This is a genomic window from Streptomyces sp. NPDC052721, assembly GCF_040678315.1.
Classification (GTDB): Bacteria; Actinomycetota; Actinomycetes; order Streptomycetales; family Streptomycetaceae; genus Streptomyces.
In genome coordinates this window covers 76,186-97,177 of record NZ_JBFATL010000022.1, presented here as the reverse complement: position 1 = coordinate 97,177, position 20,992 = coordinate 76,186, and the positions used below count along the sequence as shown (strand labels likewise).

The 20,992-nt window shown below is 72.0% G+C and carries 17 protein-coding genes and 2 pseudogenes; 10 read left to right on the top strand and 9 right to left on the bottom strand.

Features of this window, described 5'->3' with window-relative positions:
- Window positions 1–44: 44 nt before the first annotated feature.
- Window positions 45–815, top strand: coding sequence for a GNAT family N-acetyltransferase (locus AB0L21_RS21820; protein ID WP_365785785.1), 771 nt, complete (start codon window positions 45–47; stop codon window positions 813–815).
- Between the two features lie 164 nt (window positions 816–979).
- Here AB0L21_RS21820 and AB0L21_RS21815 read toward each other — a convergent pair whose 3' ends face one another.
- Together AB0L21_RS21815 and AB0L21_RS21810 are read right to left on the bottom strand one after the other, a co-directional pair.
- Window positions 980–2,044 (bottom strand): NAD(+)/NADH kinase, encoded by a 1,065-nt coding sequence (locus tag AB0L21_RS21815; protein ID WP_365708308.1) that lies wholly within the window; start codon window positions 2,042–2,044, stop codon window positions 980–982.
- Window positions 2,045–2,110: 66 nt separating this feature from the next.
- Window positions 2,111–2,419, bottom strand: coding sequence for a hypothetical protein (locus AB0L21_RS21810; protein ID WP_365785783.1), 309 nt, complete (start codon window positions 2,417–2,419; stop codon window positions 2,111–2,113).
- Between the two features lie 181 nt (window positions 2,420–2,600).
- Here AB0L21_RS21810 and AB0L21_RS21805 point away from each other — a divergent pair, with 181 nt between their 5' ends.
- Complete coding sequence (locus AB0L21_RS21805) at window positions 2,601–5,369, top strand: AAA family ATPase (protein ID WP_365785781.1); 2,769 nt, start codon at window positions 2,601–2,603, stop codon at window positions 5,367–5,369.
- A 31-nt stretch (window positions 5,370–5,400) separates the two neighbouring features.
- On the opposite strand, the gene AB0L21_RS21800 is transcribed toward AB0L21_RS21805, so the two are convergent.
- The 3 genes from AB0L21_RS21800 to AB0L21_RS21790 all read right to left on the bottom strand — a co-directional run bounded on the left by AB0L21_RS21800 (window position 5,401) and on the right by AB0L21_RS21790 (window position 8,262).
- On the bottom strand, window positions 5,401–5,907 hold the full coding sequence (locus AB0L21_RS21800; RefSeq protein WP_365785779.1) for a hypothetical protein: 507 nt from the start codon (window positions 5,905–5,907) through the stop codon (window positions 5,401–5,403).
- Between the two features lie 125 nt (window positions 5,908–6,032).
- Window positions 6,033–7,001 (bottom strand): amidohydrolase family protein, encoded by a 969-nt coding sequence (locus AB0L21_RS21795; protein ID WP_365785777.1) that lies wholly within the window; start codon window positions 6,999–7,001, stop codon window positions 6,033–6,035.
- Window positions 7,002–7,182: 181 nt separating this feature from the next.
- On the bottom strand, window positions 7,183–8,262 hold the full coding sequence (locus AB0L21_RS21790; protein ID WP_365708298.1) for a LacI family DNA-binding transcriptional regulator: 1,080 nt from the start codon (window positions 8,260–8,262) through the stop codon (window positions 7,183–7,185).
- Between the two features lie 247 nt (window positions 8,263–8,509).
- Between AB0L21_RS21790 and AB0L21_RS21785 the strand changes: the two genes are divergently transcribed.
- The 8 genes and pseudogenes from AB0L21_RS21785 to ubiA all read left to right on the top strand — a co-directional run.
- Window positions 8,510–9,805, top strand: a complete 1,296-nt coding sequence (locus AB0L21_RS21785; protein WP_365708296.1) for a sugar ABC transporter substrate-binding protein — start codon at window positions 8,510–8,512, stop codon at window positions 9,803–9,805.
- Between the two features lie 6 nt (window positions 9,806–9,811).
- The gene (locus AB0L21_RS21780; protein WP_365785775.1) at window positions 9,812–10,723 is read left to right on the top strand and encodes a sugar ABC transporter permease; all 912 of its coding nucleotides are present in this window, start codon (window positions 9,812–9,814) and stop codon (window positions 10,721–10,723) included.
- On the top strand, window positions 10,720–11,658 hold the full coding sequence (locus tag AB0L21_RS21775) for a carbohydrate ABC transporter permease (RefSeq protein ID WP_365785773.1): 939 nt from the start codon (window positions 10,720–10,722) through the stop codon (window positions 11,656–11,658). The genes AB0L21_RS21780 and AB0L21_RS21775 overlap by 4 nt, the downstream gene beginning before the upstream one ends.
- Window positions 11,659–11,690: 32 nt before the next feature.
- On the top strand, window positions 11,691–12,953 hold the full coding sequence (locus AB0L21_RS21770) for a glycosyl hydrolase (RefSeq protein ID WP_365708291.1): 1,263 nt from the start codon (window positions 11,691–11,693) through the stop codon (window positions 12,951–12,953).
- Entirely contained in the window at window positions 12,946–15,966 is a 3,021-nt protein-coding gene (locus tag AB0L21_RS21765; protein WP_365785771.1) for a glycoside hydrolase family 38 C-terminal domain-containing protein, read from the top strand. Before AB0L21_RS21770 ends, AB0L21_RS21765 begins: the two co-directional genes overlap by 8 nt.
- Before the next feature lie 270 nt (window positions 15,967–16,236).
- Window positions 16,237–16,608, top strand: coding sequence for a helix-turn-helix domain-containing protein (locus AB0L21_RS21760; protein ID WP_365785769.1), 372 nt, complete (start codon window positions 16,237–16,239; stop codon window positions 16,606–16,608).
- A gap of 164 nt (window positions 16,609–16,772) precedes the next feature.
- Window positions 16,773–16,973 carry a cold-shock protein gene (locus tag AB0L21_RS21755; RefSeq protein WP_356119661.1) on the top strand — a complete coding sequence of 67 codons (201 nt, stop codon included), beginning with the start codon at window positions 16,773–16,775 and terminating at the stop codon, window positions 16,971–16,973.
- A 241-nt stretch (window positions 16,974–17,214) separates the two neighbouring features.
- Window positions 17,215–17,391, top strand: a pseudogene (gene ubiA, locus AB0L21_RS21750) (4-hydroxybenzoate octaprenyltransferase); the annotation flags it as partial.
- Window positions 17,392–17,395: 4 nt separating this feature from the next.
- Here the strand turns inward: ubiA and AB0L21_RS21745 are convergent.
- The 4 genes and pseudogenes from AB0L21_RS21745 to AB0L21_RS21730 all read right to left on the bottom strand — a co-directional run.
- Window positions 17,396–17,731 (bottom strand): annotated as a pseudogene (locus AB0L21_RS21745) (dipeptidase); the annotation flags it as partial.
- Between the two features lie 64 nt (window positions 17,732–17,795).
- Window positions 17,796–18,683 carry an alpha/beta hydrolase gene (locus tag AB0L21_RS21740; protein WP_365785767.1) on the bottom strand — a complete coding sequence of 296 codons (888 nt, stop codon included), beginning with the start codon at window positions 18,681–18,683 and terminating at the stop codon, window positions 17,796–17,798.
- Between the two features lie 90 nt (window positions 18,684–18,773).
- The gene (locus tag AB0L21_RS21735; RefSeq protein WP_365785765.1) at window positions 18,774–19,760 is read right to left on the bottom strand and encodes an RNA polymerase sigma factor; all 987 of its coding nucleotides are present in this window, start codon (window positions 19,758–19,760) and stop codon (window positions 18,774–18,776) included.
- A 176-nt stretch (window positions 19,761–19,936) separates the two neighbouring features.
- Window positions 19,937–20,944 (bottom strand): aldo/keto reductase, encoded by a 1,008-nt coding sequence (locus AB0L21_RS21730; protein ID WP_365708276.1) that lies wholly within the window; start codon window positions 20,942–20,944, stop codon window positions 19,937–19,939.
- Between the last annotated feature and the right edge of the window lie 48 nt (window positions 20,945–20,992).

Genomic DNA, 20,992 nt, shown 5'->3' with positions numbered 1-20,992 from the left:
GACCACATAAACGCACGGCGTTCGAGGATCACAGGGTGACACGCATGACAGCCACGCCGGACACCGGGGACATGGCCCGGGTCACCGCCAACTTCCGGCAGTACCTGATGGGCTGGGGCGCGCAGGAGTGCGCCTGGGGTGACCCGGACCGCTATCGCAGCGGTCTGGCCCAGCCGCAGTTCAACGGCGTCGTACGGCTGAGGTCGCTGGACGTCGTGGAGGAGTCGATGGCCACCGCGCGGGCCCGGCTCGCGGGCGTGCCCTGGTGGTGGTGGGTCGGCCCGGACAGCCCGGCGGGAACCGCAGACGCCCTGTCAGGCCTGGGAGCGGTGTCCCTGGGGGCCGTACCCCTGATGACCCGCTCCCTCGACCGGGTGGAGCAGACCGAGGAGCCGCCGCCCGGCCTGCGGGTCGAGGAGGTCGGGGACGGGGAACGGCTGCGGGAGCTGGTCCGCACCTACAGCGCCTCGATGGGGGTCTCACCGAGCCTGGAGGACGGCGTGGTGCGCGTGGAGGCCGGGCGGCCCGACAACGCCGACGTCGTCCGTCTCGCCGCGGTGCTCGACGGCCGGGTGGTCGGTACGACGGTGGTCATGACGGCGCACGAGGTGGCCGGCGTCTTCCTGGTCCATGTCGCGCAGGCGCACCGCCGGCGGGGCGTCGGCGGCGCCCTGACGACGGCGGCGCTGCGGGCCGGGCGGGAACGCGGGATGCGACTGGCCGCGCTCGGGGCCAGCCCGTCGGGCGAGCCGCTGTACCGGCGCTTCGGCTTCACGGCCGTGGCCGAGTACTACTTGTTCTCCGGACCCGCCTGATCGGCGACGGGACGGCCGCACCGCTTCTGCGTCGTGGGCGCGTACGAACTGTTCGAGGTGCCGGCCCCCGGACCGGCCCGGTGACCGTTTCCGGGCACCGGGCCGGTGGCCTTCGAACCGCGCGACGCACTCATCGCCGGCCTCCGCGTCGGCTGATCCCCTTGTCAGCGTGCGGCCGCCGGTGGAGGCAGGCGCATGCCCGCCAGGTCCGGCGGGATGGGCGTGTCCGGGCGGAAGAACGGTGCCGAGGGGCCGTCCTGGGCCGTGGCGGGGGCGTCGGTGAGATGGAAGCGGCCCCGGAGGCGGCCGTAGAAGTCCGTCGGGTGGAGACGGATCAGCCGCACCCGGTCCGGGGCGCGGAAGACACCGATCCAGTCACCGGGGTCGAGCACCCCGCGCAGCTGGCCGTCGATGCTCACCGCGGCCTGCCCGGAGTGGGGCAGGACGCGCAGGGCGACCGGTTCGTCGGGCGCGGCGACGATGCTGCGGTTGAAGGTCATGTGCGGCGCGATGGGGGTGAAGACCACCGCGTCCATGTGCGGGGACAGCACGGGACCGCCGGCGGCGAAACTGTAGGCGGTGGATCCGGTGGGCGTGGCCACGGCCAGCGCGTCGGCCGAGTACGACGCCAGCAGCCGGCCCGCCATGTAGACGCCGACGCTCACCTGGCGGTCGCGGGCGAGCTTCTCCAGGACGACGTCGTTGAGCGCGTTGACGTCGAGGGCGACGCCCCAGCCCTGGCCCTCGGTGGTCTCCGGCCGGACGTGCGGGGCGGGCAGCGCGGGGCCGCGCCCGTACCGCAGCAGGGCCTCCATCCCCGGCGGTATCTCCAGCGGGCGCGAGGCGCGCATGGTGAGGGTCATGCGTTCCTCGACGACGGCGTGGTCCTCGTGGACGGCGTCCAGGGCGGCGGTGACGTCGCCCGCCGGCACCTCGGTGAGGAAACCGACCTTGCCGAGGTCGACGCCGAGGACGCTCGCCCCGCTCTTGACGGCGATCCGGGCGCCCCGCAGGAAGGTGCCGTCGCCGCCGAGGGTGACGACGAGGTCGGGGTTCCCGGCGGCCTCGGCCTCCTCGCGTCCGCCGCGCCGGCCGTGGTCCTTGGCCCACACGTCGATGTCGGTGCACGGGATAGCACGCGCCTCGCTCCACCGGTGCACGGTCAGCGCCGCCTCCCGGGCGGCGGCCCGTCCCTGGTGGACCACGAGACCTATGCGATGGATGGACATGGTGACATCATGCAGCACCGGACAGCGTGTGTCGCAGCCAGAAACATCATCACGAAACATGTGACTTCACGTGTGGGGGCTGCCCCACGCCCGGGCGGTGCGGACTGTGGTGCCCGCTCGATTCCCCGCGCCCGTGCGGGCCGGGACGCTGCGCAACGAGCGCCCGCTGCCGGCGAGTTCGGCCTCCCGACCGTCCTGCTCTTCCCGGTGGTGTCCGAGGTGGGCTGCGGGGCGCTGCGGCCGGCCCGGCTGGTCGGCGCCGGCGGTGTTCCTGGCGGAGACCGGGTGCGTCCTCGTCCTGGCGCTCGCCGTCGGATGCCTGCCGGCGTACCCGGCGCCGGGCCGGTGGCTGCCGTACCCGGGGGACGGCTGCATCGCACTGATCATCGTGGACGCCGGCCCGCTCAGCGGCGGTCCGGCCAGTCCCCGCGCGGCAGTTCGCGCCCGCTCTGGTGGCGCCGGTCGTCGACGCGGTTCTCGGGGCGTCGGTGCACCACCTGCTCCGCGCCGTGCGTTCTCCTTGATGTACGGGACACGGATGGGTGAGACTTCGCGGGTGATCAAGCCAGGTGCCCCAGCCGACACCCTTGTGGGACGCCCGGAGGAACTCGCTTTCCTCCGGCGTTTCGTCGGCCGGACGGCGGTGAACGGCGGCGCGCTGCTGTTGTCCGGGGAACCGGGCGTCGGGAAGTCGGCGCTGCTGGAGGCGACCGCCGGTTTCGCGCGCGCGGCGGAGACGACGGTCCTCCGCGTCACCGGCACCGAGTTCGAGGCGAAGGTCAGCTTCGCCGCGCTCAACCAGGCGCTGTTCCCACTGGGCGGCGATGTCGCCGCACTCGGCGACGAACATGCCAGGGCGCTGAGCGTCGCCCTGGGTTTCGCATCCGGCCCCGCGCCGGACCGGCTGCTGCTCTCCAGCGCCGTGACGCTGCTGCTGCGCAAGGCGGCCACCCGTACCCCGCTGCTGCTGATCATCGACGACCTCCCCTGGCTCGACCGGGCCAGCGCGGGCGTGCTGAGCTTCGTCGCGCGCCGGCTCATCGGCAGCCGGGCGGGGCTGCTGGCCGCCTCCCGCACCGGTGAGTTCGGCTATTTCGACGTCTCCGGGCTGCCCGAGACGGTGATCGGCGCGCTGGACGAGGAAGCGGCGGCCCGGCTGCTCACGGACCGCTTCCCCGGCCTCGACCCGGAGGTGCGGGCCCGGGTGCTGGACACCGCGCAGGGCAATCCGCTCGCCCTGCTGGAACTGCCGCCCGCGCTGCGCGCGGCACGGCGCGGTCCGGCCCAGCCGCTGCCGCGCGTACTGCCGCTCGGCGAACGCCTGCAACGGCTGTTCGCCTCCCAGGTGGCGGCCCTGCCCGCGCCGACCAGGACCCTGCTGCTGGCCGCCGCCCTGGAGAGCACCTGCGACCTGAGGATCCTCCAGGCGTCGGCGAGCGCCGGCTACCACCTGGACGATCTCACGCCCGCCGAGCAGGACGGGCTGGTACGGGTCGACGCCGACTCGCACCGGGTGACGTTCCGGCATCCGCTGATCCGGTCCGCCGTGGTCGCGCAGTCGACATCCGGGGAACGCCGGCGGGTGCACCGGGCGCTGGCGGCGGCCCTCGTGGACGACCCCGAGCGGCGGGCCTGGCACCTGGGCGAGGCCACGGTGGAACCCGACGAGGAGGTCGCTGCGCTGCTGGAGGCGGCGGCGCACCACGTCGCCGGGCGCGGCGACTACCAGGCGGTGATCTCCCTGCTGTGCCGGGCCGCCGACCTGAGCCCCGCGGCCGAGGCACGCAGCCGCCGCACGGCCGAGGCCGCCTACATCGGCGCGGAGGGCATGGCGGCGACGCACACCACGGCCCAGCTGCTGGAGGGCGCCCGCCAGGAGGGGCGGCAGGCACACGGCTCCCTGCACTACGCCTCGGCCGCGGCGCTGCTGCTGCTCGACTCCGACGGGCAGGTCGACACCGCGCACCAGCTGCTGGCCGGTGCGATCGAGGCGTACGACCGTCCCGTGGACGGGGACGACCAGGAGCTGGTCAACGCGCTGTGGACGCTGGTGATGCTGTGCTTCGTCGGCGGCCGGGCCGAGCTGTGGACGGCCTACTACGCGGCACTGTCCCGGCTCAGCTGTGAACCGCCGGAGCTGCTCGCGCTGTCCGTGGGCCTGTTCGCCGACCCCGCCCGCACCGGTGCGGCCCTGCTGCCACGGCTGGACGCGGCGCTGGCCACGGCGCACCGGGACACCGATCCGGCGACCGCGCAGATCCTGGCGGCGAGCGCGATGTACGCGGACCGCATAGGCGACGTGCGCGAGCCGCTGTGGCGGATCATCCGCGCCGGTCGCGCGGGAGGCCCGGGCCGGCGGCGGATCGTCGCCCTCATGAACGTCTGCGTGGACGACTTCCACCGGGGCGCGTGGGCGGAGGCCGCGGAGCTGGCGGCCGAGGGGCTCGGCGTCTGCGAGGAGTTCGGCGCCACGTCCTTCAGCTGGTACTTCCGTTACCACCAGGCGCTGCTGGCGGCGGCCCAGGGCAGGTTCGAGACCAGCAGGGCGCTGGCCGACCAGATGACCGGCTGGGGCGGCCCGCGCGGAGTGGGTACGGCCCGGACGTACGCCCGGCACGCCCTGGTGCTGGCGGCCGTCGGACAAGGGGACTTCGAGACCGCCTACCGGCATGCGACGGCGATCAGCCCCGCCGGGACCCTCGCCTCGCATGTGCCGCACAGTCTGTGGGTGGCCCTCGACCTCGTGGAGGCGGCGGTGCGCACCGGCCGCACGGCGGAGGCGGAGCGGCATGCGCGCGTCCTGCGGGAGACCGGTGTCGCGGCTCTCTCGACCCGGCTGGCCATCGTGGAGGCGGCGTGCGCGGCCCTGGTCGCCGCCGACGACGCGGAGGCGGTGGACTTCTTCGAGCGGGCGCTCGGTCTGCCGACGGTGGACGAGTGGCCGTTCGACACGGCCCGCGTCCGCCTGCTGTACGGCGAGCGGCTGCGCCGTATCCGGGCCACCACCGAGGCGAGGGCCCGGCTCTCCCCCGCGCTGGCGGCGTTCGAGAAGCTGGGGGCGGCGCCGTGGGCGGCCCGCGCCGAGCGGGAGCTGCGGGCGGCGGGGCAGGCCACGAGGACCCGGTCCGACGCCCGGGGCGTGGCCGCCCTGACACCCCAGGAGCTGGAGATCGCGCGGCTGGCGGCGTCCGGCATGACCAACAAGGAGATCGCCGCGCGGCTGTTCGTCTCGCCGCGGACGGTGAGCAGTCACCTGTACCAGATCTTCCCGAAGCTGGGCATCACCAAGCGGGCGGCGCTGCGGGACGCCATCGGGGAGGCGTAGGGGCGCGCGGCCCGGGCGGGGAGCGCGCCGCCTAGGCGGAGTCCTCGGTCCGCGTCTTCAGGCCGGACAGCCACCGGTCGACGCACCGTCGCGCCCCGGCCGGGTCCGACTCCCGGCGGGCGATGGCGGCGGATCCGCGGGCCGCGAGCCCCAGGAGGACGAGGGTGCGGTCGCCGTGGTCGAGGAGCAGCCACTCCTGGTAGAGGCCGAAGTCGATGCCCTGCCCGAACCAGGCCAGGCGGCTGCCGGGGCTGTACTCCCCGACCCGCGCGTGTACGGCCAGCCCGTCCAGCCGGTACACGAACTCGCTCTCGGCCCGCAGCGCCGTCGGCCCGTCCGCGGGCCCTGTGAAGTCCCGGGCCCAGGCGCGGATGCCGGCCAGGTGTGCGAAGACGGTCGCCGGATCCGCGTCGATCCCGATCTCGCCGGCGGCCCAGAGGTCCGAGAAGTCCGGGGAGAAGCCGATCGGCCAGTGCAGAAGTCTGCTGCCGTCCGGTTCGTCCGTACCGGGCGCGTCGAACACGGTGATTCCTCCCATGCGGCTCCTGGTGCCTGTGTTCGCCACCAGGCTTCCCGTCTCCGCACGGGCGGGCATCAGTCATTCGACGGAGGACGTGCACGGCATCTGATGTGTGCCGCCTCGCCGCACCACGGCCGGACCGGTCAGTCGGCGGTGACGAGTTCCGGGAGCAGCCGGGCCGCGTTGCGGGTGGTCAGCGCGCGCCAGGTGCCGCCGGGCGGCTGTTCGGCGGCGTCGACGGAGGCGATCTGCGCGACGGCTCCGGCGGCGGGGGTCCAGCAGTAGTCGCTGCCGTAGAGCAGGCGGTCGTGGCCGAAGGCCGTCGTGAGCGCGGGGATCTGGTGGGGGAAGGGGCTGCCGGCCATGTCGAACCAGAGGTGGCGCAGTTGCTCCTGCACGGTGGGCCCGTCCTGGGAGCCGATGCCGAACACGGTCCGGAACAGCTCCATGCGGTCGGCGAGCAGCGGCAGCGCGCCACCGCCGTGGGTGAAGACCCACCGGATGCCCGGGCAGCGGCGGAGCACCCCGCTGAACAGCAGGTCGGAGACGGTGCGGGTGGAGTCGAACAGGAACTCCAGCATGGGCCGGGGCCGGTCCAGGGCGACGGCCTCGTAACAGGGCGGCGAGGTGGGGTGGACGAAGACGACGGCGCCGCGCTCGTCCAGGTCCCGCCAGAGGGGTTCGAAGCGGGCGTCACCGAGATAGGCGCCGTCGTGGTTGGTCTCGACGGCGACGCCGTCACTGCCGAGGACGTCGAGGGCGTGGGCGGCCTCGGCGCGCGCGCCGGCCACGTCGGGCAGCGGGAGGGAGGCGAAGTGCCCGAAGCGGCCGGGGTGTGCGCGCAGCACGTCCGCCGCGAACTCGTTGACCCGCCGGCTCAGCAGGCGCGCGGCGCGGTCGTCGCCGAAGTGGGTGCCGGGCGACGAGACGGACAGCACGCTGGTGCGGATGCCGTGGGCGTCCATGAGGTCCAGGTGCTCGGCCGCCGACCAGGCGGGGTAGCCCCGCATGCCGTCGGGGAGCAGATGTCCCGCGGCCTTGGCGGCCTCGACGTAGTCGGGGGTCACGAAGTGGGCGTGGACGTCGACGAGTTGGTCAGGTGTCGCGGTCACGGGGGCGGTCCTCCATTCCTGGCCGGCGTGGGCGAGGGGGTACGGCGGCCCGGGTCGGACGGCGTACGGCCCTCACGCCACCGTGCGGCGGTTCCTCGGCCGGTCCCCCGATTCTGGCCAGGGCGCCTCCGGGCGGGCCATGGAGCCGTCCCCACAACGGGATACGACGGCTACGGAGGGTTCACCCCACAGCCGGCGCCGGCCCGGCGGCTCCCTGCGTGCTCGGCGCCGGCCCCGTGCTCTCCCGGGCTATGAGTTCGGGCAGCGGTACCTGGACCGTGCCCGGGGAGGCGCCGTCCAGCAAGGACACCAGTTCCCGGGCGGCCGTGCGGCCGAAGGCCACCGTGTCCCGGGACAGCGCGGACAGCCAGGGCTTGACCATCCGGCACAGCGCGGAGTCCTCCCAGGAGACCACCGACACGTCGTCCGGCACGGTGAAGCCCAGTTCGGCCGCGGCGGCGACGCCCGCGACCGCCATCACGTCGTTGTCGTAGATCAGCGCCGTGGGCGCGGTCGCGGTGCTCAGCACCCGGCGGGTGACGGCGGCTCCCTGCGCGTCGGAGTAGTCGGTGGTCACGGAGCGGACCTCGGTCAGCCCGCGCCGTTCGGCCTCGGCGCGCAGGCTGCGCACCCGCCGCTGGGTGTGCGCGAGGCCGGAAAGCCCGGCGATGTGCACGATCCGCCGGTGCCCCAGGGCGTGCAGTTCCGCGACGACGGCGGCCATCGCGCCGGCGTCGTCGGCCCACACCGCCGACAGCCGGGGGTTCAGCCCGGCCGGCGCGCCCCCGATCACGACGGCGGGCAGGCCGAGTTCGTCGAGGAGGCCGGGGCGGGGGTCGTCGGTGCGGGGGTCGACCATGAGGACGCCGTCGACCCGGTGCTCGGCCCACCAGGTCCGGTATACCGCGCATTCGTCGGCAATGTCCTCCACCACTTGGAAGAGCAGGCCGAGATGGCGTTCGGCCAGCACCTCCTGGATGCCCGAGACCAGTTGGAGGAAGAACGAGTCCACACCGAGGGTGTGCGCGGGACGGGCCAGCACGAACCCGACCGTGGCCGCGCCCTCACCGGACAGCTGGCGTGCGGCGGTGCTCGGCCGCCAGCCGAGCTGTTCGGCCACCCGGCGCACCCGGGCCCGGGTCACCTCGGAGACGCCGGGCCGGTTGTTGAGGGCGAAGGAGACGGCGCTCTCGGAGACCCCGGCCCGCCGCGCGATGTCCTTCATCGTCGGCCGGCGCGCCGGTGAACGCTTGTCCGCCACTTCCGCTCCCATTCTCTGCCGCTGAGCACTAATGCGCTTGAGCGAGACCAGCCTAAAGCGCATTAGCGATCAGCGGCAAGACCCTTGACGCGCCTTTGCCAAACGCCTCTGACCTGCGACTTTGTCCAGCCTGAGCAACTTTTCGCCTCAATCCATTGACATTTTTCCGCCGAAGGATGCAAGGTCTGCCCCTGAACCCGTGGCCGGCATCGTCGCCGTGGCCCGCCGTCCGAAGGAGCCTCCAGCCGTGCGCATATCCCGCAGAACCCTCGCCACCGCTGTCGCCGTCGCGGCCCTGCTGCCGCTGAGTGCCTGCGGCTCCGGGAACGACGACAGTTCGCCGGGCGACGCCTCGGGCAAGATCCAGGGCGACATCACCTTCCAGACCTGGAACCTGCGCGCCAACTTCAAGCCCTTCTTCGAGGGCCTGATCGCCGACTTCGAGCACCAGTACCCGGGCACCCACGTGAAGTGGGTCGACCAGCCCGCCGAGGGATACGCCGACAAGATCAGCGCCGAGGCCGCCGGCGGCACCCTGCCCGACGTCGTCAACGTCTCCCCCGACCTCGCCGCCCCGCTCGCCAAGGCCGGCCTCGCGCTGGACCTGGACAAGGACAAGGCGGCGGCCAAGTACAAGGGCGAGTACCTGCCCGGCGCGTGGAGCAGCACCGACGTCCCCGGCCTGCCGGGCACCTGGGCGTTCCCGTGGTACCTGAACACCGGCCCGCTGTTCTACAACAAGGCCCTGTTCAGGGAGGCCGGGCTCAACCCCGACCAGCCGCCGAAGACGTACGCCGACCTGTTCAAGGACGGCCTGCAGATCGCCGAGAAGACCAAGGGCAAGGTCGCCACCCTCTCCAACGTGCCGGCCATCGAGGACTTCGGCCGCTACGGCGTCCCGCTGATGAACAAGGAAGGCACCGCCTTCGCCTTCAACGACGCCAAGGGTGTCGAACTCCTCACCAAGTACAAGGAGTTGTACGACGCCAAGGCTCTCGACCCGCAGGCGCTGACCGCCACGCCCGAGTCGGCCGGCCACAAGTTCCTCACCGGTGCCGTCGCCATGAACCCGGGCAGCGCGCTGGACCTGAAGAACTTCAAGACCCAGGCGCCGAGCCTGTACAAGAACATCGGCATCACCGACCAGATCACCAACACCGGCCACGTCAACATGTACGTGATGGGCCTGCTGGTGAACTCCCAGTCCAAGCAGAAGCCCGCGGCCGTGGCCTTCGCGCACTTCGTCACCGACGCGAAGAACCAGATGTCCTTCGCCAAGAAGGTCGCCATCTTCCCGAGCACCGCCGGCTCCCTGGACGACCCGTACTTCACCAAGGAGGACGGCACCGACGAGACCCGGGTCCGGGTGGCCGCCGCCAAGTCGCTGAAGACGGCCGTGAACTACACGCCGGTGCTGTTCAGCGACCAGATGAAGACCGCGCTCCAGCAGGAGGTCGCCAAGGCGCTCCAGGGCAAGGAGAGCCCCAAGCAGGCGCTCGACAACGCTGTCAAGGCCTGCGACCAGCTGCTCAAGCAGGGCTGATCCACCGTGGCCCTCTCCTCCCCTGCCCGCCGGGGCTCCCGGGTGCGGCGCCAGCTGCCCATCAGTCCGTGGCTGTTCGCCGCACCCGGGTTGCTGGTCACCGCCGTGTTCGTGCTGTACCCGTTCGTGTCGACCGTGGTGAACTCCTTCACCGACCGTCGCACCCTGATCCCGGGCCGGTTCGTCGGTCTCGCCAACTACCGCGAGATGCTGCACGACGACATGTTCTGGATCGCCCTGCGCAACAGCACGCTGTACGTCATCGGAGTCGTCCCGGCGCTGGTGATCCTGCCGCTGCTGCTCGCGCTGCTGGTGCAGAAGCACATCCCCGGCATCGCCTTCTTCCGGTCCGCCTTCTACACCCCGGTCGTCGCCTCGATCGTGGTCGTCGGCCTGATCTGGGTGTGGCTGCTGGACGAACGCGGTCTGGTCAACTCGATGCTGGAGACACTGGGCGCCGGCCCGGTCGGGTTCCTCAGCGACCAGTGGCTGATCCTGGTCAGCGCCATGGCGGTCACGGTGTGGAAGGGCCTCGGCTACTACATGATCATCTACCTGGCGGCGCTCGCGAACGTACCGCGCGAACTGCACGAGGCCGCCGCCGTGGACGGCGCGGGCGCGGTCCGCCGCTTCCTCACCGTCACCGTGCCCGCTCTGCGGTCCACGATGGTCCTGGTGGCCGCGCTCTCCTCGGTCTCCGCCTTCAAGGTGTTCTCCGAGGTGTACCTGATCGCGAACCCGACCGGAGGGCCGGCCGGCGAGGACACCACCCTGGTCATGCTCGTACAGCGCACCGGCACCGGCCTCAGCGGCCGGGTCGGCTACGCCTCGGCCATCTCCGTGGTGGTCTTCGTGATCACCGTGGTGCTGATGCTGCTGGTGCTGCGCGCGGACCGGAAGGACGAGGCCCAGGCATGACCGACACCCTCCGCACCCCGGGCGAGCGGACCGCCCGCCCGGGCCGCCCGACAACCGGCCCCGACCGGCGGACCGGCCGCCGCCAACGTTTCACCGACGACACCGGCCGCCGCGTACGGCCCTGGGAACTCGTCCTCCGCTACCTGCTGCTGCTCGCCGTGCTGGCCCTGACGATCGGCCCGTTCCTGTGGCAGCTGTCGACCTCGCTGAAGGGCCCCACGGAGGACATCTACAGCTCCCCACCGTCGTTCCTGCCCGAGCATCCCACCCTGCACAACTACAGCCGGGTCGCCGACGTCATCCCCGTCTGGGACTACGCCCTGAACTCCCTCAAGGTCGCCGTCGCCAGCGTGATCACCAACTGCGTCGGCTCCGCCCTCGCCGGCTACGCCCTGGCCCGGCTGCGCTACCGGGGCCGCGGGGCGCTGACCCTGGTCTTCATCCTGGCGCTGCTGGTGCCCGCCGAGAGCATCATCATCGCCCAGTTCACCACCATGCGGTCGCTGGACCTGAACAACACCCTCATCGGTGTGGTGCTGCCCGGCTGCGTCGGCGCGATGAACGTGCTGCTGATGCGCAACGCCTTCCTCAACCTGCCGTACGAGATCGAGGAGGCGGCCTTCGTCGACGGCGCCGACGTCTGGCAGCGGTTCCTGCGCATCGCGCTGCCGTCGGTCAAGGGCACCCTCGCCGTCGTCGCGATCTTCGCCTTCATGGGCGCCTGGGACGACTTCCTGTGGCCGCTGATCGTGCTCGGCGACCCGTCCAAGTTCACTCTCACCGTCGGTCTGAACTATCTGCACGGCACCTTCGCCAACGACCAGCGGCTGGTCGCCGCCGGCACGGTCATCGCCGTGGCCCCGCTCATCGTCCTCTTCGCCTGCCTCCAGCGGTACTTCTTCCGCGGGGTCGGCGAGGGCGCCGTCAAGGGCTGACCGCCGCATTCGAACCCCCCGCAAGGACACCCATGCCTCCTGCCGTGCGCTTCGGCGTCAACTACACCCCCAGCGAAGGGTGGTTCCACCACTGGCTCGACTTCGACCTCGACTCCGTACGCGCCGACCTGGACTCGATCGCCGCGCTCGGCCTGGACCACGTCCGGGTCTTCCCGCTGTGGCCGTACTTCCAGCCGAACCGGGCTCTCATCCGGCCGCGCGCGGTGGAACAGCTCGTGGCCCTCGCCGACGCCGCCGCCGAACGCGGCCTGGACGTGAACGTGGACGGCCTGCAGGGCCACCTGTCCAGCTTCGACTTCCTGCCCGCCTGGACGCGCACCTGGCACCGGCGCAACCTCTTCACCGACCCCGAGGTCATCGACGGCCAGGCCGCCTACCTGCGCACTCTCGCCGCCGCCCTCGCCGACCGGCCCAACTTCATCGGCATGACCGTCGGCAACGAGGTCAACCAGTTCAGCGCCGACCCCCACCCCGATCCCGACCGCGCCACCCCCGAGCAGATCGACACCTGGCTGGAGCGGATGCTCGCCGCCTGCGAGGAGGGCGCCCCCGGCCGGCTGCACCTGCACGCCGAGTACGACGCCACCTGGTACCAGCACGACATGCCGTTCACCCCGGCCCAGGCCGCCCGGTACGGCGGCGTCACCGCCGTGCACTCCTGGGTGTTCAACGGCACCGCCCAGCGCCACGGCCGTACCTCCGTACCCAGCGAGCACCACGCCGCCTACCTGGTGGAACTCTCCAAGGCCTGGGCCGACGACCCGCACCGTCCGGTGTGGCTCCAGGAGGTCGGCGCCCCCGCGCCGCTGATCCCCGCCGAGCACGCCGCCGCCTTCACCGAGGCGACCGTCACGAACGCCCTGGACTGCCCCGGCCTGTGGGGCATCACCTGGTGGTGCTCCCACGACGTCTCGCGCGGCCTCGCCGACTTCCCCGCCCTCGAATACTCCCTCGGCCTGCTGACCAACGACCGGCGGCCGAAGGACATCGCGCGGGTCCTGGCCGACGCGGCCCGCCGGACCCACCCCACCCCGGCACCGCGCACCACCGCCCTCGTCGTACCGGCCGACCCGGAACAGCGCACCGCGCTGGCTCCGGGCGGGACGGTGTACGACGCCTTCTTCCAGCTGACCGCCGACGGCGCCCGGCCCACCACCGTCCTGGACACCCGCACGGACGACCAGGAGCACCTGCTGGCCCGTGGTATCACCGAAACCGTCACGGCCGAGCAAGTTCTCACCCCGCAGCACCGATGGAGCACCCCGCATGCATGACGACCGTACGCTGATCGAAGCCCGTCTCAAGCGTGTCCTGGACGAACGGATCCGCCCCGCCGTGTACCCGGAGTCGGTACCGCTGGAGGTGGCGGTGTGGCATGCGCCGGGTGAACCGGTGCCCGTCGAGGAGGGCCTGGCGGCCGAGGTCGAGCCGATCTCGGTGGGGGCCCGGTGGGGTGCTCCGTGGGGGACGAGCTGGTTCCGGGTGACGGGGACCGTGCCCGAGGCGTGGGCGGGCAGGACGGTGGAGGCCCTGCTGGACCTGGGCTTCGATGAGAACATGCCCGGTTTCCAGTGCGAGGGCCTGGTGTACCGGCCCGACGGTTCCCCGGTGAAGGGGCTGAACCCGCGCAACCAGTGGGTGCGCATCGGGGCGCCGGTGGCGGGCGGGGAGGAGGTCCGCCTGCACATCGAGGCCGCCTCCAACCCGGTGATCCTGGACTACCACCCCTTCCTGCCCACCCGACTCGGGGACAAGGAGACCGCCGGGAGTGAGCCGCAGTACACCCTCACGCGCATGGATCTCGCGGTGTTCGACGAGACGGTGTGGCAGCTGGTGATGGACCTGGAGGTCCTGGGCGAGCTGATGGCGGAGCTGCCCGTGGACTCCGCCCGCCGGTACGAGATCCTGCGCGCCGTGGACCGCGCGCTGGACGCGGTCGACCTCCAGGACGTCAACGGCACCGCTGAACGGGCCCGCCGGCAGCTGACCGAGGTCCTCGCAGCGCCCGCCGTCCCGTCCGCGCACCGGGTCAGTGCGGTCGGGCATGCGCACATCGACTCCGCCTGGCTGTGGCCGTTGCGGGAGACGGTGCGGAAGGTGGCGCGGACGACGTCGAACATGACCGCGTTGCTGGAGGACGAGCCGGAGTTCGTCTTCGCGATGTCGCAGGCGCAGCAGTGGGCGTGGGTGCGCGATCATCGGCCTGAGGTGTGGGCGCGGGTGAAGAAGGCGGTCGCCGACGGCAGGTTCGTGCCGGCCGGGGGGATGTGGGTGGAGTCGGATACGAACATGCCGGGGTCGGAGGCGATGGCGCGGCAGTTCGTGCACGGCAAGCGGTTCTTCCTCGATGAGTTCGGGGTGGAGAACGAGGAGGCGTGGCTGCCGGACACGTTCGGGTTCGCGGCGGGGTTGCCGCAGATCATCAAGGCGGCCGGGTCGAAGTGGCTGCTGACGCAGAAGATCTCCTGGTCACAGACGAACAAGTTCCCCCACCACACCTTCCAGTGGGAGGGCATCGACGGCACCCGCATCTTCACGCACTTCCCGCCGGTGGACACCTACAACTGCTCGATGAAGGGCAGCGAGATCGCCCACGCGGCCCGCAACTTCAAGGACAAGGGCCGCGCCCGGCACTCCCTGGCGCCGACCGGCTGGGGCGACGGGGGCGGCGGCACGACCCGGGAGATGGTCGCCAAGGCCGCCCGGCTGCGGGACCTGGAAGGCTCCGCGCAGGTGGTGTGGGAGAGCCCGCAGACGTTCTTCGAGAAGGCCCAGGCGGAGTACCCCGAGCCGCCGGTGTGGGTGGGTGAGCTGTATCTGGAACTGCACCGGGCGACCCTGACCAGCCAGGCCAAGACCAAGCAGGGCAACCGGCGCAGCGAACACCTGCTGCGCGAGGCGGAGTTGTGGGCGGCCACGGCCGCGGTGCGGGCCGGATACGCCTATCCGTACGAGGAACTGGACCGGATCTGGAAGACGGTGCTGCTGCACCAGTTCCACGACATCCTGCCCGGCTCGTCCATCGCCTGGGTCCACCGGGAAGCGCGGGCCACCTATGAACGCATCGCGGGTGAACTGACCGAGATCATCGAAGACGCCCAGCGGGCGCTCGCCGGTGAGGGCAGCACCGAGCTGGTGTTCAACTCCGCGCCGCACGAGCGGGCAGGCGTGGTCGCGGGCGGCGCCGGTGTCCCGGCCACGACGGGTCACACGCAGCTCGCCTCCCGCGACGGCGGCGGGTTCGTGCTGGACAACGGCCTGCTGCGGATCGAGATCGACGCCCAGGGACTCGTCGTCTCCGCCTACGACATCACCGCCGGCCGCGAGACCATCGCCCCGGGCCGCGCCGCGAACCTCCTCCAGCTCCACCCCGACTTCCCCAACATGTGGGACGCCTGGGACGTGGACGAGTTCTACCGCAACACCGTCACCGACCTCACCGACACCGCATCACTCACCGCCGGCCCGGACGGCACCTCCGTACACGTCGTACGCGCCTTCGGCGACTCCCACGTCACCCAGGTACTCACCCTGCCGCCGGGCGAGCGGCGGCTGGTCGTGGACACCGAGGTCGACTGGAACGAGACGGAGAAGTTCCTCAAGCTCGCCTTCCCCCTCGACCTGCACGCCGAACGGTACGCCTCCGAGACCCAGTACGGGCACGCCTACCGGCCCACCCACACCAACACCTCCTGGGAAGCGGCCAAGTTCGAGGCCTGCAACCACCGCTTCCTGCACCTGGAGGAACCCGGCTGGGGCGTCGCCGTCGTCAACGACTCCACCTACGGCCACGACGTCACCCGCACCGTCCGCACCGACGGCGACCAGGGCACCACCACCACGGTCCGCGTCTCCCTGCTGCGTGCCCCGCGCTTCCCCGACCCCGAGACCGACCAGGGCATCCACCACTTCCGCCACGCCCTCATCCCCGGCGCCTCCATCGGCGACGCCGTCCGCGAAGGCTGGCGGATCAACCTCCCCGAACGCCACCACACCGGCGCCGGAGAAGTCGCCCCACTGGTCACCGTCGACAACGACGCCGTCGTCATCACGGCGGTCAAGCTCGCCGACGACGCCAGCGGCGACGTCATCATCCGCTTCCACGAAGCCCACGGCAGCCGGGTCCGAGCAACCCTGACGGTCGGCTTCGACATCGCCGATCTCACCGTCACCGACCTGCTCGAACGCCCCCTGACCGACACGCCCGTCCCCGAGCGCGACGGCGACCGCATCACCGTACGCCTGCGCCCCTTCCAGCTGGTGACACTGCGGCTCAGGAGGGCCTGAATGAAGTGGGGGTGCGGGTCCGGTGCCGGGCCCGCACCCCCGGGAGGCCGGCGGAGGGATCTCGGGGGAACGGTCCCTCGCGCCGGCCTGGTTCCACTGTCTCTCCCGCCGTCGGCCAGGGCCCCCGGCCCCACGGTCGGCGACGGAACGGCATGGGGGCCGCCCTACCGGCCGGGCGGATCGCTCGGGCAACATGTGTCGGGTTTACAGTCACATGGTCTCGGCATTCACTGACTTTCTGAGTCCGAGTCGGGCGGATAATGTCTCACCATGAACACCGCTAAGGGCGAGTCCGCAGTCAGTGTCTTCTCGAAGGACTGTCCATCCCGTCAGGTGCTGCTGGATGTGACGGGCCGCTGGGGGATCCTCGTCCTGTCGGCCCTGCACCAGGGGGAGTGCCGGTTCAACGTGCTACGGCGCCGCATCGAGGGCATCAGCGAGAAGATGCTGTCCCAGACCCTGTACACGCTGCGCCGGGACGGACTGGTGAACCGGCGGGTGGAAGCCACCATCCCGCCCAAGGTCACCTACAGTCTGTCCCCGCTCGGTACCGTCGTCGCGCGCCAGGCCGTCGAACTCGTCGCGCTCCTCGAAGCGAAGGTGGACCGGTTCGAGGAGGCCTGGGAGGCCTTCGAGGAGTGAGCCCTCCGGTCCGTGCTCCCTGACACAGGATCACCCCTCCATCGGTTGCCGGAAATTTCCGTACACGGCAGGGTGGTGCACCGGGGCGCCATCTCGTCACACATGACGCTCCGGCATCTCAGAACACCTGGGACACCCCCAGCACGACCGAAGGACGACACAGCATGGCCAGCGGCACGGTGAAGTGGTTCAACGCGGACAAGGGCTACGGGTTCATCGAGCAGGACGGCGGACCCGACGTCTTCGCGCACTACTCGGCGATCTCGGGGACGGGGTACCGGGAGCTCGTCGAGGGCGAGCGGGTGACGTTCGACGTCACCCAGGGCCAGAAGGGCCCGCAGGCGGAGAACATCATCCGCCCCTGATCGCGGTCCGCACCGCCTGACCCGGTGCCCGCACACCGGTCCGCGCCCCGGCAGAGCAGAGGGGAGCGGACCGGCACCTGAAGCCCCGACGCTGACGTCAACCGAGTGCCCAGCTCCCCCATGCGATTGAACACATGGGAAACACCTGACAGGCATCAACTCACTCACCCGCCGGGTACGATCTTCACGCTCTCGGCTACGCGCCCGTGCACGAACGGCGCACCCTTGAAGGAGTCGTCCTGTGAGTTCAGTATCCGCGGCGGTCCCGCAGCCGGGGCGCACCCGGGCCTTTCTGCGGCTGGTGATGATCGAGCACTCGGTGTTCGCGCTGCCCTTCGCCTACATCGCCGCCCTGACGGCGATGTACGAGCGGGACGGTGCCGTCGACTGGGTGACGCTGCTGCTGGTCACGGTCTGCATCCCCGTTCGGTCAGTTCGAAGGGCGGGCTGGTCCAGGCTGTCTCGTCCAGCGCGGGCTGGACGTCGAAGTGCGCGTAGAGCAGGACGGTCGGCGCGTCGGGCGGGCCGGGCAGGAAGCCGTACACGGACTGCCAGCCGTCGGGCAGGTCGAGGACGGTGACGTCCTCGAACTCCTCGGCGCGCAGGGCGGCGGCGATCCACTCGGCGGCCTTCTCCGACTCACCGCGCGGACTGACGTCCAGGTCCGCCACGGACCGGAACGCCACCAGCTGGGCCAGCTCCGTCCGGGCCGCGGGGATCATTCCGGCGATCGTCGCGGCGACGGGGTCCTGCTCCACGAGTCGACTCCTCTCCGAGCTGACTGACTGCTTCGTTTTCCGTCGGACGGCTGGATCGGCAGGATCACCCGGTCACGAACCGTGTGACGGCCTCCGTGAAGCGCTGGGGCTCCTCCAGGTGGGCGAAGTGGCCGCTGTGTTCGAAGACGACCAGTTCGGACCCGGCGATCAGCTTGTGCAGTTCCTCGGCCCAGCGCACGGAGCAGATGACGTCGTGGCGGCCGACCAGGACCTGCGCGTGCAGGGTGAGCCGCGGCAGGGTCTCGCGGTCGTCGATGACGTCCGGCTCGCCGTTGTCGTCCAGGCCGGAGATGTAGACCCCGCCGGTGCTCCGCCGGAACGCGTCGAACTCGGCCTCACGGTTCCAGTAGTCGGCGAAGTAGGCGGGGAGCAGCCCGCGGAGCGCCGCCGTGATGCCGGCGTCGTCACGGGCCGCCGGCACCGACTGGAGGGCGGCGAGCACCGCGGGCAGTTCCGGCCGGTCCGCGTGCCGGGCCGCGAACGCCTGCACCTGGCGCATGGCCTCGGCGCCGTGCTCCCGCCCGGTCACCGGCGCGCTGTCGTACAGGATCACCCCGGCGACCTGCCCGGGGTGGTGCAGGGCGTGGTACTGGACGACGAAGCCGCCGTGCGAGTGGCCCAGCAGGTGGACCGGGCCCACGCCGAGGTGGTCGATCAGCGCCTCCAGGAAGCGGCTGTAGCGGGCCCGGACATAGCCGTCGGGGTGCCGGGGCAGCCTGCCGGAGGCCCCGGTGCCTATGGGCTCGGCGTACACCATCGTCAGGTGCCGCTCGGCTGCCGGCATGCGCAGGTACTCCCAGGGAATGCCGGGGCCTCCCGGGTGCGCGACGCACACCGGGCCGGTGCCGTGCACGTGGTACGCCTGGACGGTGCCGTCCACCTCGATGGTGTGCGCGCCCGGGGCGAGGGGTGCGGTCGGCTGGGTGGTCATGGGAACTCCGTTCCGTGGTCGCTCGTCGGGGTCGACGCCGACAGGACGCGGTCGCACGGGGGAAGTTCGACGCGTACGGCGTGATCGTCGTCACACCAGGAGGTCGGCGGCCTCGGGCAGCCTCGTCTGGTCCGGCCGCAGCGGCCTGGAGTGGTGCAGGCGCACACGGCGCACCCGCCCGCCCTCGTCCAGCGTCAGCAGCCAGGCGACGGCCGGTGGGCAGTGCTCCGGGTCGTCCGGCGGGCTGATCAGCTCCATCTCCCACACGGCCAGGGAGCGCCCGGCGACGATGTGGTCGGGCCGCTGTCGGACCCCGTCGGCCAGGTCGCACTCCATGCCCCGGACCAGCGCCTCCCGGTCGCCGACGCGCCGGCCGCCCAGATACAGGTCGACGTCCGGGGACCAGCGCCGCGCCGTGAACGAGCCGAACCGGCCCAGTGCGGCGGCCTCCAGGGTGTCCCGGGCCTCCTGGCGGCTCGCGGCCGTACGGGCGGCGGCGTCGCTGTGCGCGGCGGCGGTGAGGTCCGTGAGCAGGGCGCCGAGCTTGGCCCGTGCCTGGCTGAGCCGGCTGCGGACCGTGCCCACCGGTGTCCCGCAGGCGCGGGCGATGTCCTCGTACGACGTCACTCCCTGGCTGAAGTGCCGGAGCACCAGGGGCATGCGCAGCGTCGGCGAGAGCTGGTCGATGGCCTCCCACACCCAGTCGCGCAGCGCGCTGCGCTCCAGCCACCGCTCGGGATCGGCGTCGGCCGCCGCCGGCGGCGCCGGGTCGCCGACGGGCTCCGTGCGCGCCTGACCGCGCAGCAGCGAGCGGCAGGCGTTGCGCACGATCATGCGCAGCCAGGGCCCCACGGCCTCGGGGTCGCGGACGTCCCCGATCCGGCGCAGCGCGGTCAGCGCGGCTTCCTGCGTCACGTCGTCCGCGTCGGGGCCCGGCCCGAGCAGGGCGAGGGCCACCGCGCGCATCTGCGGGGCGTGCCGCTCCAGGAGCAGGGCCAGGGCGGTGGCGTCCCCCCGCTGGGCGGGCCGGACGAGGTCGGCGTCCGCGCGCCGGTCCGCCGCTTCCTGATCACGCATGACGCTCCCCTGGGACGCCGGGACATGAATGCGCTCAGCCTAGCCATATGCGTGTCATGACTGTGCCGGGAGTGGGTACCGACTGACATGAGGTGTCTCGCGGGTGCCTGCCACGGGCCCGGGGTGAACCGGGCCCGTGGCGCGCGGGCGGCGGAGCAACCGCCGCCCGCGCGGGTTCAGCGCTCACTGTCGAGCGTGGCCAGCAGGGGGGCGGCGTACCGTTCGCCCGCCGCCGCACCGGCCGGCACGGCCTCCTCGATCTCCTTCAGCGTCGCCGCGTCGAGCGTCAGGGAGGCGGCACCCAGTGACTCCGTCAGCCGCTCCCGGCGCCGGGCGCCCACCAGCGGCACGATGTCCTCGCCCTGGGCCGCCACCCAGGCGATGGCCACCTGACCGGTGGTGGCGCCGAGCCGCTCGGCCACCCGGCCCAGGGCCTCGACCAGACGCAGGTTGGCCTCCAGGTTCTCGCCCTGGAAGCGCGGCGAGTGGGCGCGGAAGTCGCTGCCGCTCAGCTCGCGCGCGGGCGACCAGTGGCCACTGAGCAGACCGCGCGAGAGGACGCCGTACGCCGTCAGGCCGATGCCCAGTTCCCGCAGCGTCGGGATGATCGACTGCTCGGGGCCGCGGGAGAGCAGCGAGTACTCGATCTGGAGGTCGCTGATGGGGGCGACCGCGGCGGCGCGGCGGATCGTGTCGGCGCCCAGCTCCGACAGGCCGATGTGCCGGATGTAGCCCGCCTGGCGCATCTCCTCCAGCGCGCCGACGGTCTCCTCCACCGGGATGTGGGGGTTGAGCCGGGCCGGGCGGTAGATGTCGATGTAGTCGGTCTCCAGGCGGCGCAGCGAGTACGCCAGCCGGTCCTTCACGGCTTCCGGCGACACGTCGTAGGGCACCGGCTGGAAGGCACCGTCGGGGGTGCGGCGGGAGCCGAACTTGACGCTCAGCACGACGTCCTCGCGGCGCCGCTCGCGCAGGGCGCGGGCGATGAGCATCTCGTTGGCGCCCGAGCCGTAGAAGTCGCCGGTGTCGATCAGGTTGACGCCCGCGTCGATCGCCGCGTGCAGCGTGGCGATGCTCTCCGCGTCGTCGGCCGGGCCGTACAGGTCGGACATTCCCATGGCACCCAGGCCGATGGCGGAGACCTCGGGGCCCGAGCGGCCGAGCTTGCGCCGGTTCACAGACATGTGTTTCTCCTCGTACGAAAGGGGTCACGAAGGGGGCTACAAAGGGGT

Excerpts from the sequence above, each read along its gene's own strand:
- AB0L21_RS21770 (WP_365708291.1), top strand. The coding sequence starts at position 11,691 with ATGCCTCCTGCCGTGCGCTTCGGCGTCAACTACACCCCCAGCGAAGGG.
- AB0L21_RS21820 (WP_365785785.1), top strand. The coding sequence starts at position 45 with ATGACAGCCACGCCGGACACCGGGGACATGGCCCGGGTCACCGCCAAC.
- AB0L21_RS21730 (WP_365708276.1), bottom strand. The coding sequence starts at position 20,944 with ATGTCTGTGAACCGGCGCAAGCTCGGCCGCTCGGGCCCCGAGGTCTCC.
- AB0L21_RS21765 (WP_365785771.1), top strand. The coding sequence starts at position 12,946 with ATGCATGACGACCGTACGCTGATCGAAGCCCGTCTCAAGCGTGTCCTG.
- AB0L21_RS21735 (WP_365785765.1), bottom strand. The coding sequence starts at position 19,760 with ATGCGTGATCAGGAAGCGGCGGACCGGCGCGCGGACGCCGACCTCGTC.
- AB0L21_RS21740 (WP_365785767.1), bottom strand. The coding sequence starts at position 18,683 with ATGACCACCCAGCCGACCGCACCCCTCGCCCCGGGCGCGCACACCATC.
- AB0L21_RS21760 (WP_365785769.1), top strand. The coding sequence starts at position 16,237 with ATGAACACCGCTAAGGGCGAGTCCGCAGTCAGTGTCTTCTCGAAGGAC.
- AB0L21_RS21775 (WP_365785773.1), top strand. The coding sequence starts at position 10,720 with ATGACCGACACCCTCCGCACCCCGGGCGAGCGGACCGCCCGCCCGGGC.
- AB0L21_RS21810 (WP_365785783.1), bottom strand. The coding sequence starts at position 2,419 with ATGCAGCCGTCCCCCGGGTACGGCAGCCACCGGCCCGGCGCCGGGTAC.
- AB0L21_RS21755 (WP_356119661.1), top strand. The coding sequence starts at position 16,773 with ATGGCCAGCGGCACGGTGAAGTGGTTCAACGCGGACAAGGGCTACGGG.
- AB0L21_RS21800 (WP_365785779.1), bottom strand. The coding sequence starts at position 5,907 with ATGGGAGGAATCACCGTGTTCGACGCGCCCGGTACGGACGAACCGGAC.
- AB0L21_RS21815 (WP_365708308.1), bottom strand. The coding sequence starts at position 2,044 with ATGTCCATCCATCGCATAGGTCTCGTGGTCCACCAGGGACGGGCCGCC.